A 15591-nucleotide genomic window follows, 5' to 3' on the forward strand; every position below is an offset into this window, starting at 1 on the left:
TTTAACTGGACTTTAGTGGAATAGGCTCGCTTTGCGGAGCCTCGCATGGCTTACGATTCCCGCAGAAGTCTCGCATATTTCCACTATCTACGAATTTGTTGTTATCAACTATCTTTAGAAAACAGCTTTTATATAAACCTTACGCCACCAGACTTCGAGGCTATAAGTGTTTATTCTACTTTTATCTCTTTTTCCTAGCGAACTTAATTGCCGAACGAACATTGCCGCCGCTTGATTGTATAGCCTTATCTGCTTCTTCAAATGAAACATCCGTAAGTATCATCACAATAGCCGGTTTGACCTTACCATCCGTTTTGATTAACACATCTTCAGCTTGACCATATGAGATGCCAGTCACCTCGATCACAATGTGTTTCGCTCTTTCCTTCAACTTATAATTACTTGCACGGACATCAACCATTAAATTTTCATAGACCTTCCCCATTTTCACCATAACTGATGTCGAAATCATATTAAGGATCATTTTATGGGCCGTTCCAGCCTTCATCCGCGTTGACCCCGTCAAAACCTCAGGTCCGACCACAGCTTCAATTGTGCAATCGGCGTACCGGCTAATAACAGAATTGAGGTTACAAGTCAGCGAAACGGTCGTACTGCCAAGTGTTTGTGCGTACTTAAGGGCTCCAATTGGATAAGGGGTTCTCCCGCTCGCTGTGATACCGATGACGACATCGTTTTGATTCACGTTTCTTTTTTGCAAATCAGCGGCACCTTGACTTTCTTCATCCTCAGAATCCTCCGCTGCTGTAGCAAAGGCCTGATCGCCACCTGCCATAACGGACTGAACCATATCCGGTGGTGCCATGAAGGTCGGCACGCATTCAGATGCATCAAGCGTGCCCAGTCGTCCGCTTGTCCCTGCACCTACGTAAAATAACCGTCCTCCTTGTTGAATGGCATGATAGATCTTATCAACGGCTGTCTCTATTTGGGGTAAGACAGATTCAACGGCTAAGGTAACTTTTTTGTCTTCATTGTTGATCGTTTGTAACATGTCACCTGTCGATTGTTGATCCAAATGAATGCTATTTGGATTTCGTTGTTCTGTCGTTAATCCTGATAATTGTAACGTCAATATGACCACCCGGCTTTCTTTGTTGGCTTAGTTATCAGATCGTGTGCAGCCAAGACCGCCCCAGTTGTTGGGTCGCTGTAGGCCTGTTGATAACGTCCAAGTTTTTTTGCCTTGAGATTGTTCATAAAACAATCCTTGAGAATCCGAGAATGCTCAAAAATTGAACCCGCTGTAGCTACCGGCGTTGCTTCATGAAAATCCCCGGATTGACGAAATAGGCTTTCAACATGCAGGGCCAATTCCCTACCCGATGCCTCCAAAATCGCAATTGCCGTTTCGTCATCTTGTTCCGAAGCCTCAATCACGTGCTCAGCAAATCCTGCAATCACTTTCTTTTCATGTGTCGAACCATAGATAAACGAAATAAGGTCTTCTTCACTCAAGTTGGTTGATAATCATGGCAGACAATAGGGTCGGTTGATCTCGCAAATCATACGCGCGGCAAATTTTATTAAGTGCCCGTAAGCCGATTTGATAGCCGCTGCCTTCATCTCCCAAAATATGTCCCCAGCCCCCGCTTCTATAAATCTCACCGTTGTTGGTCAGGCCGATAGCGTTTGAGCCGGTCCCCGAGATGACTAAAATGCCCGCTTCATCATTCGGCTTCAAAGATCCACGGAGGGCAACATAGACATCAGAAAAGGATGAAAAGATGATATTTTCGGATAATTTCAGCTCTAGAACAATGTCTCGCAGTTTTTCTTGAACTTTCTGATGATCTTCTTCATGACGAACACCCGCCAGACCAACGGACATGCCAATGACTTGTTCAGGGGGAATTGAGAATGTGTCCATACCCTTTTGTATTAACCGTTTCAACCGGCCTTTCATTTCTGCAAAGCCGATCAATTGAGGGTTAATAGCCTCTCCGACAACCCTTTGATTCAATGACTGATATCCCAAATCACTTTCACACCAACTGAATAAGGCTGTTGTCTTTGTTCCTCCGCCATCTATTCCAATGATATAAGCCATGACCATACCTCCATATCCTGTTGTTTTCATCATCAACATCGAAATAAAATGTCAATAAGAGTATGCATCATTTGTATTATTATTTTATATTATGTGATCCAAAAGGCGGATATTAATCTTAGACTAAAAAAATTCAAAAAAATCAAAAACGAGAGGTTAGATCACCAATGGTGTATCTAACCCCTCATCACATTCACTATTTGTCGTTATCCTTTTATGCCGATTTTTCTTCTGTATTGTAAAGTCTACTAACCATTTCTTTTTTGAACCCGAAGAAATAGGTTAAAATGAATCCGCCAATATAGGCAATCAATAATCCTATAATATAATACAGATAGTTACCGCCAGCGATAAGTGGAATTAATGCTAAACCTGATGGACCAACGGTAATCGCCCCAACATTTTGTAATGATAAGAAGGCTCCGCCAAATCCTGCTCCAAGACATGCTGTGATAAATGGGCGCCCAAGGGGTAATACCACACCATATATCAGTGGTTCACCGATGCCCAAAATACCAACAGGCAAGGCATTAAAAATGGTCTTGCGCAGACGTTGATCTTTTGTTTTAAAATAAATCGCAAAAGCTGCACCCACTTGTCCAGCACCTGCCATAGCTAAAATCGGTAATAGCGTTGTCGATCCTGTATTTTCTATTAAATCAAGGTGTACGGGGATAAGTCCTTGATGCAATCCAAGCGTAACCAGCGGTAAAAAGGTTGCTGCAAGCACATAACCACCGACAATACCTCCAAGTTTCAGCATCACATCAACCAAAAACCAAGTAAGACCGCTCATAATCCAACCTGCAATCGGTTGAATAACAACGAGTGTGATTAAAGATCCTATTAAAATTGTAATGAGTGGTGTTACAAGTAAATCAAGGCTATCAGGCATTCTTTTACGAACATAATGTTCTATTTTTACGAACATATAGGCTGCTATGATAACACCAAGAAGCCCTCCAATACCTGTACCGATCTGTAAATCAAATCCGAGTAAATTGAGTGTTTCAATATCACTGAGCACAGGAGCATATATTATAAGTCCGGCGATACCTCCAAGAACCAGAGTTCCTTTAAATTCACGCGCCGTATTAATGCCAACAAATATACCTAATGAACCAAATAGAAGACCACCAATAGATTTCAATAACTGATACCAATTTGAGTCTAAAATAGCGGGATCGAGGACACCAGCATCTGGATTAGCCAAGTTCATAATAATATTGGCAATTCCCAGAATTAACCCGGAGGCCACTAAGCCTGGAATCAGTGGAACAAAAATATTGCCAATGTGACGTAGCAATTGCTGAACTTTGGTCGTTTGTTTCGCTTTATAAGAGGCTTTCGTATCACTGGCAACATCAAATTCATCATCATCCTCAAGTGTGTCTCCTTCGATGCCCGTGATCTCTTGGAATTCATTAGCTACCTTTGTCACTTTCCCTGGACCCAATACAACTTGAATGGTTTCATCGTCAACAACACCCAATACACCATCAAGTTGTTTAATGCTATCGAGATTGATATTAGAACGGTCTTTAACCGTCACACGTAGACGAGTAATACAGTTGGTAAAACTTGCGATATTCTGTTTCCCTTGTAACTGATCTAATATGCTTTGCGCCAGTTCCCTATTATTCATTGAATCCACCTACCTTCAAATTTATTTAAAGTTCTATCGCTTGTCGGACAAAACCGTTGGCTGATGAAAGATTTTGTTCAGCTTCTTCAAACCGACACTGCTTTTTGATCATGACAATAGCGACTTTGGGTTTATAATGAGCGGCTTTCAAATAGCTTTCTGCCGTATGGCCATCGACTTGTGTTGCCAAAGCAATGATTTTTTTTGCGCGTTCGATCAGCTTTTTATTCGTTAACTGAACATCGACCATCAAATTTCCATAAACTTTGCCAATACCGATCATTGCACCTGTTGAAATCATATTGACGACTAACTTTTGAGCCGTTCCTGACTTCAATCGTGTGGACCCTGTTAATATTTCAGGTCCAACCATCACTTCAATTGCAACGTCGGCAACCCGGCCGATCTCGGCGTTCTTATTACAACTGACAGCCACTGTGTTCGCACCCATTTTTTGGCCATACTCTAACCCGCCGATAACATAGGGTGTTCTGCCACTCGCCGCTAAACCAACGACTGTGTCTCTTTCGCTCAATTGAATCGCTTGCAAATCTTTAACGGCAAAATTAGGATCGTCTTCAGCACCTTCTACGGCTTTAATTAACGCACCTTGACCCCCAGCAATTAACCCTTGCACCATTTCAAAATCTGTTCCAAAGGTGGGCGGACACTCAACAGCATCTAAAATACCAAGACGCCCGCTCGTTCCTGCGCCAATATAGATGAGTCGGCCGCCTTTTTCGAAAGAATCAACGACCTGTTTAACCGCCTTTTCGATTGATTCAATTTCTTTTTCCACGGCTTGCGGAACGGTTTTATCTTCTTCATTCATCACTTTCATGATGTCATACGTTGACATTTCATCAAGCTGCATCGTTTTTTCATTACGTGTTTCAGTGATAAGTTTCTCTAACAAAATCATTGGCCTCCCTTTTTACTCTGCCTGACCACTTGATGCGTACGATTTAAATGGGAAAGCGCACTGTCATACTCTTCATAAGCACAAGCTGTATATAACATATCGATAACGTTCAGCTGCGCGATTCTTGATGTCATTGCGGCACTCCTAAATTCATCTTCTTTTGCCGCTACAAATAATACAGCATCGGCCATTCCACTTATCGTGGTATCAGCATATTTGGTAATCGCAATAACTTTGGCACCGCGCGATTGAGCGACTTGAATGCAATCAATAATTTGCTGGGTTTCACCTGAATAGGAGATCGCCACGGCAACATCATGATCACTAAGATTCACTGCTGAGACTTTTTGCATATGAAAATCACTATACGCGGCACACATTTTATTAATCCTCATAAATTTTTGAACCGCATCAGACGCAATTAAGAAACTTGAACCCACACCATAAAAGTCAATTTTTCCTGCTTTAACAATATATTGATAGGCTTTCGTTAATTGTTCTTGATCAATTAATTGCATCGTATCGTATAACGATTGAATATTATTATTGGTCGTAACGGACATCATCGTTTCAATCGAATCACCGGGAACTAGATTCTCTCTTTCAAGATCATGGAGACTAATAACAGTAAGATCACCGGATAATTTTAATTTCAAATCCTTAAATCCCTCGTATCCAAGCGATTGACAATATCTCATCACAGCTGCTGCACTAGAGAAACTTTCCGCTGCCAGCTCCTGAACAGACATGGACACAACAGCTTCCGGATCTTTTAAAATATATTGGGCGACGGCTTTCTCCGCCGGTTTGACATAGACAAGTGACTCCCTTACTTTATATAAAACTCCATTCAAGATGTGACACCCCAATTGAGATGATAAATATAAGCGCTTACAAATATATTGTATGGGGTTTGAAACAAAAAATCAATAAATATAATAAACATGAAATAAAATTTCAAAACGTGGAATTTAGGCGATTGATCAAAAAATGAAGTCTTATCGCGGGATTGTATGTGGTCTACAAAGAGGGTAAGACAATGACGACACTACATACACTAAAAAAAACCCTTGATCCCGTAGACAGGATCAAGAGCTTTGCAAAATTTTAATCTTAGGCTTACTCACTTGTCTGCGCTCCTTCTTTCTGGTCACTCTTTGATTTCATGACCTGTTCAAGAATAATACAGAGCAGCACACCGACAACAAGGCCATTATTTAAAATCGACGTTAACGCTGTTGGAAACCCAGCCCAAGCTTCTTGGGGGACAAACATCGATCCGAATCCAGCCATCAGCGATACACTGATGATAAATACAGACTTCTCATCCCCTAGCTCGCGACGGTAATTTGAAAAACCGAGGCCAATCAAGCTGGAAATCGACAGGAATATGACCGCGTAGCCGACAGGCATTGGAATCGACGCGAAAAACGACATCACCGGCGGGAATAAGCTGATCAAAAGCATCGCAACACTCCCGATCAGAAATGGCAGGCGCTCAGCGATTCGGGTTGTGGATATAAACCCTGCCGCCGTCGCCATTGGGACACCGCCAACTGCCGCGAACAAACCCGTTAACGCTTGATTCACGCCCATCACAAATCCGGAACGGTTATAATTGAGTTCATCTTGTTTACCCGTGACACCCGCCACCACATTCATACTCGCCACCATGTTAGCCATAAGAATAAACGCAGTAAATATGGAAGTGAGCACGATGCCAATATCAAATGTTGGAACACCCCACGCTAATAGTTCGGGGAACGAGAACCATGATGACACATGAGACGTCATTGGCTTAGCAATTCCGACAATGGCAAACAACACCCACCCAAACACAAGGCTGATCAACACAGAATAACTACTTAAGAAACGATTTTGGCTGCGTGATAGTAATACAGCCAGAATCATCGTTACAATCGCACAGACAGCGACAACTAAATTCACACCATCTGATAAATAATCAACACCGAAAACACCTTTAATAAACGGGCCGCTGAGCTGGGTAACAAGTAAAATAAGATAAGTCCCCGTAACGATTGGCGTGAACATGTTTTCCACAATATTCATTTTGCGGAACACACTGACTAAAATAAACACGGCACCGCTGATAAGCAGTCCCAACTCAAGGCTCCGTAACACGACTTCTGGATCACCCGTCGATGAAACAAACCCGGCGTACATGAGAAAGACGCCCCACCATAATCCGGCCGGGCCATTTAGTATGGGCAGCTTATGTCCAAACACCCCTTGCAAGAGTGATGCGAGAGCCATGACGAAAAACGTCCGCTGCAAAACATCGGCAATCTCTGGCTGGGACATGCCAAAAGCATTCCCTACTGATAAAGGAGCCACAATGACACTGGTCATAATAAAAACCATCCATTGTGCTGAAGAAAACGCTAGTCTCATAGGTAACAGGACTCCTACTATAATCAATCATTTTTCTGTGCACGAGCGTGCAACATCGGCATGGCAACAAGACGTTGCCTTTAGCCGATAACCCCTTTCCATTCAGAGAAACAGGGTTATGATTTTCTTGTCATAAATTCTATCATATCATATGAAAACAGCGATCCAAAGAAAAGCGAACTGGGTACACAGCATAAAATCAACCGACCCCTAAGATGGCGTCGGTTTTCTGCCTTAGCTGGGCTAATCGGTGGCCCGAACAAGGATTTCGTTGATATTGACATGCCGAGGTAGACTGGACCGCATAAACAATAGCATTGGCTATATCTTCCGGATTCAGTGCTGTTAGTGAGATGTCTTCGTATCTAAAGGTTGCAGCTTAGCCTCAATCTGCTCTCTTTGGTCTTCAAGGAAAGGAGGCAGTGACAAGGCTTCCCCAAGGTGATCTAAATCTTCATCCGTGTCAAATCCTGGACCGTCAGTGGCTAATTCAAACAAAATGCCGTTGGGTTCCCGGAAATATAAAGAGCGGAAATAATGTCGATCAACAAAACCGGAGTGAGGGATTCTAGCCGATTGAATACGGTCAATCCACTCACGGAGTTCATCCTCGTCTTCCACGCGGAAAGCAACATGATGGACACCGCCGCGGCCAAGACGTTCCCGCGGCAAATCCGTCCGAACTTCTAAATGGACTTCAGCGCCGGTTCCGCCTTCCCCATTCGTATAAACAACAATATCGGGTTGTCCAGAGATATTACTTGGATAAGAATCGGCTTGTTCAAAACCTAATACATTGGTGAGCACGTTAACCGTCGGAGCAGCATCGGGGACCGTCAATGTGACCGGACCGAGCCCACGGATCCCGTATTCCTGCGGAACTGGACTCTTATCCCATGGTGTCCCGCCTTCGACGCCATGGTTATGTTCATCTGAAACCAAAATCATCCGGTGACCTTCATGATCCCTAAATGCCAACGTTTGACGGCCGGCGCGGTCGATGATGTCATCGTGGTCAACATGTTTGTCTTCAAAACGCTGCTTCCAATAAGATAAAGCCGCATCATTTTTCACACGCATGGACACCGCGGAAATACTGTTATTGCCGGCGTGGTTTCTCCCCGCCATCGGAATTTCAAAAAACGTCAAGTCTGTACCAGGGTTACCTCTTTCATCTGCATAGAACAGATGATATACGGAGGTATCATCTTGGTTGACCGATTTTTTAACAAGCCGAAGCCCTAGAATGTCGGTATAAAAGTCAAAGTTATCTGGCGCCTTGGCCGTGATGGAAGACACATGGTGTTGCCCTTTGATTTGCATAAATCCCCACTCCTTAGTGTTATTTCCGAATGCCAGTTCAACAACATGTTTTTATAGACATAATTTATCACGAATTCGAGATATTTTTCAACTCATAGACTTGTCTTATCATAACCCCATTTCACTTCAATAAATCATTAATGGTTGCGCGCCAGCGATTCACAACTTCCTCCGGATCTTGAAGGTTGATTTGGATGCCGGAAGTGATCTCAGCGTAATTGGACGTGTCCTCCTTCACGGAAGTCACTGTCGCTTCAAAGCGTTGCCTCGGGTACTTCGTTTCCTTTAATTCCGGTAGAGTATCCACATGAAGTTTCAAATAATAAGCCGCGCCATGATAAATGATTGTCAGGTTTGATTGGCCGTTCCGTAGTAAGTTAGCCGTTGTCGTTGAGCTTGGCCACAGTGCCAGCCGCAGGTGATTCGGACTGACGGCGACCACCTCACCAACACTAATCATGGCCATATGCGGTCTGCCGTTCTCATCTACCGTCACAAGCAACATTGCTTCATGAATCTTTTGATCAAGATCATGTCCATTCAAAAATGTACAAAGGCCTTCAGATAGACCATTCATATTCAATCCCCCTCAAAAATCGATCAATGTGGAGAAGATAGGACAAAAGTATATGAGTCACAAAATCATCCGAACTTGTTGGTGAATCCGTTCGGATGATTTGTTGAAAATCGTCATTCCTGTCATCGCGTCGTCAAAATCCTTCGCTTGCCGAGGCGTCTACGGATTTTGACGACGCTTAGAACGTGCTTTCATATCTTATTGTTCAGCTTCCTGAGTCTCCTGTTTTAGATTTGTCCCAGCCTCGTCCGTCCTAAATTACTTACCTTTTTCAGTATCAGGTAACCTTTCTGGTACAGCAGGTACCTCATGGGCATTCGGAACATCTTCAGGATCAACCTTGAAAGCTGGATTATATTTTTCCGGGTTAACCATGGCTTCAGGCTCAGATGAACGCCATGTATACAAACAAACTGAGCATAGATAAACTTCCCAAGTCCCTTGGACGGGTGACTCACTCACCATCGTCGCTTTCTTTGACTCGCAGCGTGGACAGATATGCATGGTCATCACTCCTCATTATTTTTCATTTTATCTTGTAAAATCTTTTCCCATTTTTCCGTTGCTACTGGAGAATCAAGCGGCTGTGAATAATGGCCTCTTGTCTCTGGTGCTGTCGGTGTGGTCGCATCCAATATCATTTTATCAGTGATGCCCGCTGGTTCAGAACCTGGATCAAGCGGTAGAACAGATAAGTTCGGAATCGTGATGGCGTCATGTTTCGGATGCATTTTCGTCGAAATCGCCCACATGACTTGTGGTAAGTTAAATGGGTCAACGTTTTCATCAACGACAATCACTGTCTTACAATAACCTAAACCGTGTGGCGTTGTCAGCGCTCGCATGCCAACAGACTTCGCAAATCCGCCGTAACGATTTTTCGTCGAAATGATAGCCAAAAGACCGTGGGTGTACATCGCATTGACAGCGACAATTTCTTCTGGATAGGCTTCTTTAAGCTGCTGATAAAGAGGCACACACGTATTGATGCCCATCATATAATCGATCTCTGTCCATGGCATACCGAGATACAATGTTTCAAAGATTGGGTTCTTACGATGATAGACACGGTTGACTTTGATCACAGGCATGCTGCGGCCGCCGGAATAGTGACCGGTAAATTCGCCAAACGGTCCTTCATATTCCCGCTCACCAGCAAGAATTTCACCTTCAAGAACAACTTCAGCACCCCATGGAATATCCAAATTGGAATCCTTGGACTTCACAATTTTATAAGGTTCACCTTGAATAGCTCCAGCCATTTCATATTCGGATTGATCATAGAGAATCGGCGTTCCCGCAATCGTTGTGATCACCGGTTCATTTCCAAGCGCAATGGTCACGGGTAAATTTTCGCCACGCTCCTCGGCTTGACGCAAATGAATCGCGATATCGTGTTGAGGGACGGGTTGGATACCCAGGCGGTCTTTTCCTTTGACTTGCATGCGGTAGATACCTAGATTTTGCTTTCCGAAGTTCTCCGAATCTGTGTAATCACGGGAAATCACACAAGCCTTGTCAAGGTAAAAGCCGCCATCACCTTGATTCAAACGGAACAACGGGAGCATATCAAACAAGTTAATATTTTCGTTCACTTCACATTCGTGGAACGGAGCGGTTTCCTCGCGTTGAACACCAACCGGGAATTGATCATAACGGCGGGCAAATTCAAAAAATTGATCTTTAACTGGTGTATTCTTGTCCATCCCCATCATTAAGGCGTGGTTGGACCATGAACCGATGATATTCAAAGCGATTTGCGCATTGTTATAACCGTTAATATTGTTAAATTTAAGCGCAGGTGTTTGTTCGCCAAGATTACTGATAGCTCTTGCCGCTGATCCAATATCCGGTTCAGGCATGACTTCCTCGTCAATGTTCAAAAGTTGCCCTTCTTCTTCAAGCTTTGATAAGAAATCGCGAAAATCCTTATAGGCCATGTCAGTACCTCCTAATATGTTTCTTTAATCGTTTTTCATTCCCTGCCAGCGTTTGGCTTCTGGGATATGGATACCAAATTGATCAAGTGTCCTAAATGCGACATGATCGATCAATTCATCAATCGTTTGTGGATGATTGTAGAAAGCAGGCATTGGCGGGCAAATGATCGTCCCCATCCTCGATAATTCAAGCATATTTTCTAAATGGATCGTGCTGAGCGGAGTTTCTCTCGTTAACAGCAACAATTTCTTTCGCTCTTTTAACATCACATCCGCAGAACGGGTTAACAAATTATCAGCGAGCCCCATGCGAATGGCGGCCATTGATTTCATGCTGCATGGCGCAACAATCATACCATCGACTTGAAAAGAGCCACTCGAAATTCTGGCAGCCTGATCTTTATGTGAATAGGCATAATCAGCCAGTTGTTTGACATCATCTACAGTGTAAGATGTTTCATGCTTGATGGTGGCCATCGCCCAGGATGATAAAATCAAATGGGTTTCCACGTCGGATGCTTTAAGTAGTTGCAATAGCCTGATGCCGAAGATCGCTCCAGTTGCACCAGAAATGCCGACAATCACTTTCATAACGTCCCCCCTCACCTGAGTGCCTAATGTCCCTTTCACTTCTCAATTGTACTCTGTCAGTTTTCATATTGGAAATATCTATTAAATCTATTTATAATACTTAATAGGTATTAAAAGGAGGGCATTCGATTGGACATCCGGCAATTAAAATATTTTGTCGCCATCGCTGAAGAAGGTAACATAACGAAAGCAGCCCATCGTCTCCACATGGCTCAACCGCCTCTAAGTCGACAATTAAAACAAATGGAAGATGAACTCGATGTTCAATTATTCGAAAGAAACAAGAAAAAGCAGGTGACCTTAACTTACGAAGGCAACGTATTTCTCAATCGGGCCAAAAACATCTTAAATCAATTTGAGGATTCAATCATTGAAGTGCAAGAATTGAAGGAAAAAGTCAGCGGGACTCTAGCTATAGGCTCTACAATTTTTTGTGCAAATATGATGTTATCGAAGATTGTCTCCCTTCGTGAAAACCATCCTGATTTGACATTTAACATCTGGGAGGGTGATTCGGTTCGTTTAAACGAGCTATTGGAGAACAGACAAATTGAGATTGCGATTACATCAAGCCCTGTACCTAAAGGGAATATCGAAAGGAAAAAGTTATCATCCGATCCTTATGTCTTGGTGTTGCCTAAGAAATGGTCCATTGATATACCTGACAACATCGAATTAGCTGGGATTTCTGACTTGCCTTTGGTACTGCTCAGGCCTAACCGGGGTATTGGCCTGTATGATCACGTCATTCTTGAATTTAATCGTCGAGACCTGCATCCGAATATCCTTTGTGAATGTCATGATTCCGTTCTCTTGTTCAGTTTGGTGGCGGCAGGATTCGGGGCGACAATATTACCATCATCCATGCTGTCGCTGAGTGACATCAGCCAGTTCCGAACCATTAATATCAAAAGCAATCCTCTATTATTAGAACCAGCCATTCTTTGGCGCTCAAATAGTTACCTATCGAAGCCGGCACAGGAATTTATCGCGCTTTTTGGTGATGATTAATATAGCGGAATCGTGCACACCTCGCTCTTATGGGACATCCCGCTGTCTATGGGACAGTCTCGGGACACAATAACTGCTTTGTGGGACAGAATGATGTCAGTTTGGGACAGTTTTATTTCAGTGCGGGACAGCCTTGGGACATCCCGCTTCCTATGGGACAGTCTCGGGACACGATAACTGCTTTGCGGGACAGAATGATGTCAGTTTGGGACAGTTTTATTTCAGTGCGGGACAGCCTTGGGACATCCCGCTTCCTATGATAGAAGACACCCTATCTCATCTTCTCTAATGGCCAGATTCTAACGTCTTTTTGCTTAGAAAAACGTAACAAGGGCGCCGGATCCTCCTTTATTTGGATACGGCGGTCAATCATTGTATTTTTTTCAATATGCGCTTCTGCTTTCTGTAACAACCATGGCTGATGATGAATGTTACAGCGGTAAACCCTTTGATTGTGAACCGTGTAAAGGCAGTATCGCTCGGCTAACCAGTAGTCCAGTGTCCCTTTTTCTGCTTGATAGGGTTCCGATATAGCTTGGTATTGACAGCGGAAGTCTCGTTGACCATTATATCTTTTACTTGTATACGACACCTTTCCCGACTCGGACGTCACATTCATGCGGGCATGAAAATACGGCAAGTGGTAGGCAATCCCTGCCAGCTTAACAGCCATCCAACTGGCTGCATCAAGGCTAAAAAAATACACCCCGGGTTTGCCGTCCACTGTAACATAGGTCCGGACATTCAATTCGGGAAAACGTGACATGAACGGAACTGGTGGAATACCACGTGGCCGGACACCACTCATGCTAAGAGCAACTAAACTGATCCAAGCATCACCCTTGTATGTATCTAGCGGCAATGAATTTGGAAGGAAGCGACCGAGCATGTCCGGATCAACAGGCCAATGAGCAAACAACAGATCATGCCACGTTTGTTTCATGATCCACGGCTGATTAGGCAGCGGCCATGGTCGATGAGTCGTGTCTAATCCCATGAATGACCATCCTTTCAACGAGTCTTCAGTCAATGACTTCAATCAAGCGTCGATCGTGATCATTTTGTCTCGTGGCAATTAGTTTACCAATTCTCTGCGTTGTTTTCCCCAAATTGATAATAAAATATGTTTAAAAAGACGGGACAAGATCCCGCCTTTTTGTAAATGCCTTTATTTTACAATATCCTTATGATAGTCGGTGTTGCCAACATAGCCCGGAATACTCCAGATATTCTTGTCTTTACGCTGAGCGATACTCTCAACATCCCTTAGTGTATTAATATATTTTAAGTTGGGAGGGTATATATAGGCCAGACGCGCCAATCCTTCTCTCAGGATCATCTGATTATACATCTTGCCGTCAACATAGACATAAGCTAATAAACGGTCATATTTGCCACGTTTCGGATCGCCGATTTCTAATTTAATGTTTTTCCCATCAAGGAGCTTCTCTGCAAATGCCGTTGCCTCTTTACCATATGGATCGTGACCGGCATAAGTTTCCGGCGTGTCGATCAAAAGCATCCGGATCGTTTCTTTTTTGCCATTCATTTTGACATCAATTGTGTCGCCATCCGTGACATCGATCACTTTCGCTGATACAGCATTATCTGGAGGATCGATGGGCTCTATTTCTTTCTGTGGCGATTGGGGCTGCTCAGTTCCCTTGTCAGGATTTGTGCTACATCCTGCTAACATCATGGTCATCATTAAGGCGATTAACCATTTCTTCATGTAATCCCTCATTTAATTTAGAATGATTAAGGTTCATACAAATTTTACATGACGAAGTTGGTTATGAATACGGATATTTGCTTAAATTCGATTTTTTAAAGAGAAACCGAATTAAGGCACATTAAATTTGCGTTGGGGTACATTTCATTTAATTAAGGAGCATAAGTGAGGTTAAAAGGCCCAATCAGAAAGGTAAGAAACAAAAAAGTAGTAGGGGGCGTCTCAAAAGTTTCAATCATCCTTCTAAGCCGCCCCTTTCCACCTGTTTTTAATTGTTAATAGGATCACTAAGTTATTCCCACTCAAACGGCGTCTCTTGATACACATAATAGTTCAGCCAGTTCGAGAACAATAGATGGGCATGCGAACGCCAACGATTGAGCGGTTTATTGTCTGGATTATCACCTGGAAAGTATCCTTTGGGTATCGCAGCATCCAAGCCTCGATCAATATCGCGCCTGTACTCTTCAGCCAGTGTTTCAGCCCCATATTCTAAGTGCCCAGTAATCATGACATGCCGTTCGTCTTTTGATAACATCATAAACGGTCCGGCATCTTCTGATGAAGACAACAATGTCAATTCAGGATGAGCAAGAATCTCTTCTTCTAAAACGTCAGTATACCGGGAATGCGGTGCTAAGAATTCTTCATCAAACCCTCTCACAAGTTTGACCGTTGAATCGGCAAGCTGATGTTTGAAAATGCCTGTACACTTTTCTGGAAGATCGAATTTGCCTATGCCATAGTGATAATAAAGGGCCGCTTGGGCTCCCCAACAGATATGTAAAACAGAGGTGACATGTGTTTTCGTCCATTCCATAATTTCAGTGAGCTCTTGCCAATAGTTCACTTCCTCGAAAGGCAACTGCTCTATTGGGGCCCCAGTAATAATCATCCCATCAATCCGGCGATCTTTAATGTTAGAAAAGGTTTCATAGAACTGTGCAAGATGAGACTGACTTGTACTTTTGGACTCATGCGTAGCAGTACGAAGAAAAGTAACATTCACTTGCAGCGGTGTGTTCCCCAATAGACGCAAGAGATGGGTTTCCGTTTTTTGCTTTTCCGGCATGAGATTTAAAATCACAATATTTAATGGACGAATGTCTTGAGTCACCGCCCGCTCATTCTCCATAACAAATATGTTTTCCTTTTCAAGCGTATTGCGCGCAGGCAACAACTTAGGGATGTTAATCGGCAATGGGATCCCCCCTATATAAAATGTCAATAATGATTCATAAAATGATGTGAATAGTATTAATCTGTTCTTCGAGTTTTCCCTAGCTTTAAACGGTCAACAAATGAATATCAACATTATAACGTATGATGCTTTCATTTGTTAATGTTTTAACTCAGTTATCCAAAGA

At 43.2% G+C, this 15591-nt stretch carries 16 protein-coding genes; 1 reads left to right on the forward strand and 15 read right to left on the reverse strand.

Annotated elements, in window-relative coordinates; translation table 11 throughout:
• Positions 1 to 181 precede the first annotated feature (181 nt).
• The 12 genes from murQ (B9Y89_RS17950) to B9Y89_RS18005 all read right to left on the reverse strand — a co-directional run bounded on the left by murQ (B9Y89_RS17950) (position 182) and on the right by B9Y89_RS18005 (position 11481).
• The gene (gene murQ / locus B9Y89_RS17950) at positions 182 to 1096 is read right to left on the reverse strand and encodes an N-acetylmuramic acid 6-phosphate etherase (RefSeq protein WP_085524546.1); all 915 of its coding nucleotides are present in this window, start codon (positions 1094 to 1096) and stop codon (positions 182 to 184) included.
• Positions 1093 to 1479, reverse strand: a complete 387-nt coding sequence (locus B9Y89_RS17955) for a BadF/BadG/BcrA/BcrD ATPase family protein (protein WP_085524547.1) — start codon at positions 1477 to 1479, stop codon at positions 1093 to 1095. The genes murQ (B9Y89_RS17950) and B9Y89_RS17955 overlap by 4 nt, the downstream gene beginning before the upstream one ends.
• Positions 1472 to 2071: an N-acetylglucosamine kinase gene (locus B9Y89_RS17960; protein WP_176222283.1), complete on the reverse strand. Its 600-nt coding sequence runs from the start codon at positions 2069 to 2071 to the stop codon at positions 1472 to 1474. Before B9Y89_RS17960 ends, B9Y89_RS17955 begins: the two co-directional genes overlap by 8 nt.
• A 214-nt stretch (positions 2072 to 2285) precedes the next feature.
• Complete coding sequence (locus tag B9Y89_RS17965) at positions 2286 to 3716, reverse strand: PTS transporter subunit EIIC (protein ID WP_085524549.1); 1431 nt, start codon at positions 3714 to 3716, stop codon at positions 2286 to 2288.
• 25 nt (positions 3717 to 3741) lie between these two features.
• Positions 3742 to 4632, reverse strand: a complete 891-nt coding sequence (murQ, locus tag B9Y89_RS17970) for an N-acetylmuramic acid 6-phosphate etherase (protein WP_085524802.1) — start codon at positions 4630 to 4632, stop codon at positions 3742 to 3744.
• A gap of 2 nt (positions 4633 to 4634) precedes the next feature.
• The gene (locus tag B9Y89_RS17975) at positions 4635 to 5492 is read right to left on the reverse strand and encodes a MurR/RpiR family transcriptional regulator (RefSeq protein WP_085524550.1); all 858 of its coding nucleotides are present in this window, start codon (positions 5490 to 5492) and stop codon (positions 4635 to 4637) included.
• Between the two features lie 265 nt (positions 5493 to 5757).
• On the reverse strand, positions 5758 to 7050 hold the full coding sequence (locus tag B9Y89_RS17980) for a purine/pyrimidine permease (RefSeq protein ID WP_085524551.1): 1293 nt from the start codon (positions 7048 to 7050) through the stop codon (positions 5758 to 5760).
• Positions 7051 to 7395: 345 nt separating this feature from the next.
• Positions 7396 to 8373 (reverse strand): ring-cleaving dioxygenase, encoded by a 978-nt coding sequence (locus B9Y89_RS17985; protein WP_085524552.1) that lies wholly within the window; start codon positions 8371 to 8373, stop codon positions 7396 to 7398.
• Between the two features lie 121 nt (positions 8374 to 8494).
• On the reverse strand, positions 8495 to 8950 hold the full coding sequence (locus tag B9Y89_RS17990; RefSeq protein WP_085524553.1) for a pyridoxamine 5'-phosphate oxidase family protein: 456 nt from the start codon (positions 8948 to 8950) through the stop codon (positions 8495 to 8497).
• Positions 8951 to 9208: 258 nt separating this feature from the next.
• On the reverse strand, positions 9209 to 9454 hold the full coding sequence (locus B9Y89_RS17995) for a non-oxidative hydroxyarylic acid decarboxylases subunit D (protein WP_085524554.1): 246 nt from the start codon (positions 9452 to 9454) through the stop codon (positions 9209 to 9211).
• A gap of 5 nt (positions 9455 to 9459) precedes the next feature.
• Positions 9460 to 10890 carry a non-oxidative hydroxyarylic acid decarboxylases subunit C gene (locus B9Y89_RS18000; RefSeq protein ID WP_085524555.1) on the reverse strand — a complete coding sequence of 477 codons (1431 nt, stop codon included), beginning with the start codon at positions 10888 to 10890 and terminating at the stop codon, positions 9460 to 9462.
• Positions 10891 to 10914: 24 nt separating this feature from the next.
• Complete coding sequence (locus B9Y89_RS18005; protein ID WP_085524556.1) at positions 10915 to 11481, reverse strand: non-oxidative hydroxyarylic acid decarboxylases subunit B; 567 nt, start codon at positions 11479 to 11481, stop codon at positions 10915 to 10917.
• 129 nt (positions 11482 to 11610) lie between these two features.
• On the opposite strand from B9Y89_RS18005, the gene B9Y89_RS18010 reads away from it, so the two are divergent.
• Positions 11611 to 12492: a LysR family transcriptional regulator gene (locus tag B9Y89_RS18010; protein ID WP_085524557.1), complete on the forward strand. Its 882-nt coding sequence runs from the start codon at positions 11611 to 11613 to the stop codon at positions 12490 to 12492.
• Between the two features lie 271 nt (positions 12493 to 12763).
• On the opposite strand, the gene B9Y89_RS18015 is transcribed toward B9Y89_RS18010, so the two are convergent.
• From B9Y89_RS18015 to metA, 3 genes are all read right to left on the reverse strand, one after another.
• Positions 12764 to 13489 carry a YqjF family protein gene (locus tag B9Y89_RS18015; RefSeq protein WP_085524558.1) on the reverse strand — a complete coding sequence of 242 codons (726 nt, stop codon included), beginning with the start codon at positions 13487 to 13489 and terminating at the stop codon, positions 12764 to 12766.
• Between the two features lie 171 nt (positions 13490 to 13660).
• A complete protein-coding gene (locus tag B9Y89_RS18020; RefSeq protein WP_176222284.1) occupies positions 13661 to 14224 on the reverse strand; it encodes a thermonuclease family protein in 564 nt (187 codons plus the stop codon).
• Positions 14225 to 14516: 292 nt separating this feature from the next.
• Complete coding sequence (gene metA / locus B9Y89_RS18025; protein WP_085524560.1) at positions 14517 to 15425, reverse strand: homoserine O-acetyltransferase MetA; 909 nt, start codon at positions 15423 to 15425, stop codon at positions 14517 to 14519.
• Positions 15426 to 15591: the final 166 nt, after the last annotated feature.

Source organism: Tuberibacillus sp. Marseille-P3662, from assembly GCF_900178005.1.
Taxonomy (GTDB): Bacteria; Bacillota; Bacilli; order Bacillales; family Sporolactobacillaceae; genus Marseille-P3662.

Coding starts and splice junctions, on each gene's coding strand:
- B9Y89_RS17960 (WP_176222283.1), bottom strand. CDS start 2,071: ATGGCTTATATCATTGGAATAGATGGCGGAGGAACAAAGACAACAGCC.
- B9Y89_RS17965 (WP_085524549.1), bottom strand. CDS start 3,716: ATGAATAATAGGGAACTGGCGCAAAGCATATTAGATCAGTTACAAGGG.
- B9Y89_RS17980 (WP_085524551.1), bottom strand. CDS start 7,050: ATGAGACTAGCGTTTTCTTCAGCACAATGGATGGTTTTTATTATGACC.
- B9Y89_RS17985 (WP_085524552.1), bottom strand. CDS start 8,373: ATGCAAATCAAAGGGCAACACCATGTGTCTTCCATCACGGCCAAGGCG.
- B9Y89_RS17990 (WP_085524553.1), bottom strand. CDS start 8,950: ATGAATGGTCTATCTGAAGGCCTTTGTACATTTTTGAATGGACATGAT.
- B9Y89_RS17995 (WP_085524554.1), bottom strand. CDS start 9,454: ATGCATATCTGTCCACGCTGCGAGTCAAAGAAAGCGACGATGGTGAGT.
- B9Y89_RS18000 (WP_085524555.1), bottom strand. CDS start 10,890: ATGGCCTATAAGGATTTTCGCGATTTCTTATCAAAGCTTGAAGAAGAA.
- B9Y89_RS18005 (WP_085524556.1), bottom strand. CDS start 11,481: ATGAAAGTGATTGTCGGCATTTCTGGTGCAACTGGAGCGATCTTCGGC.
- B9Y89_RS18015 (WP_085524558.1), bottom strand. CDS start 13,489: ATGGGATTAGACACGACTCATCGACCATGGCCGCTGCCTAATCAGCCG.
- B9Y89_RS18020 (WP_176222284.1), bottom strand. CDS start 14,224: ATGAAGAAATGGTTAATCGCCTTAATGATGACCATGATGTTAGCAGGA.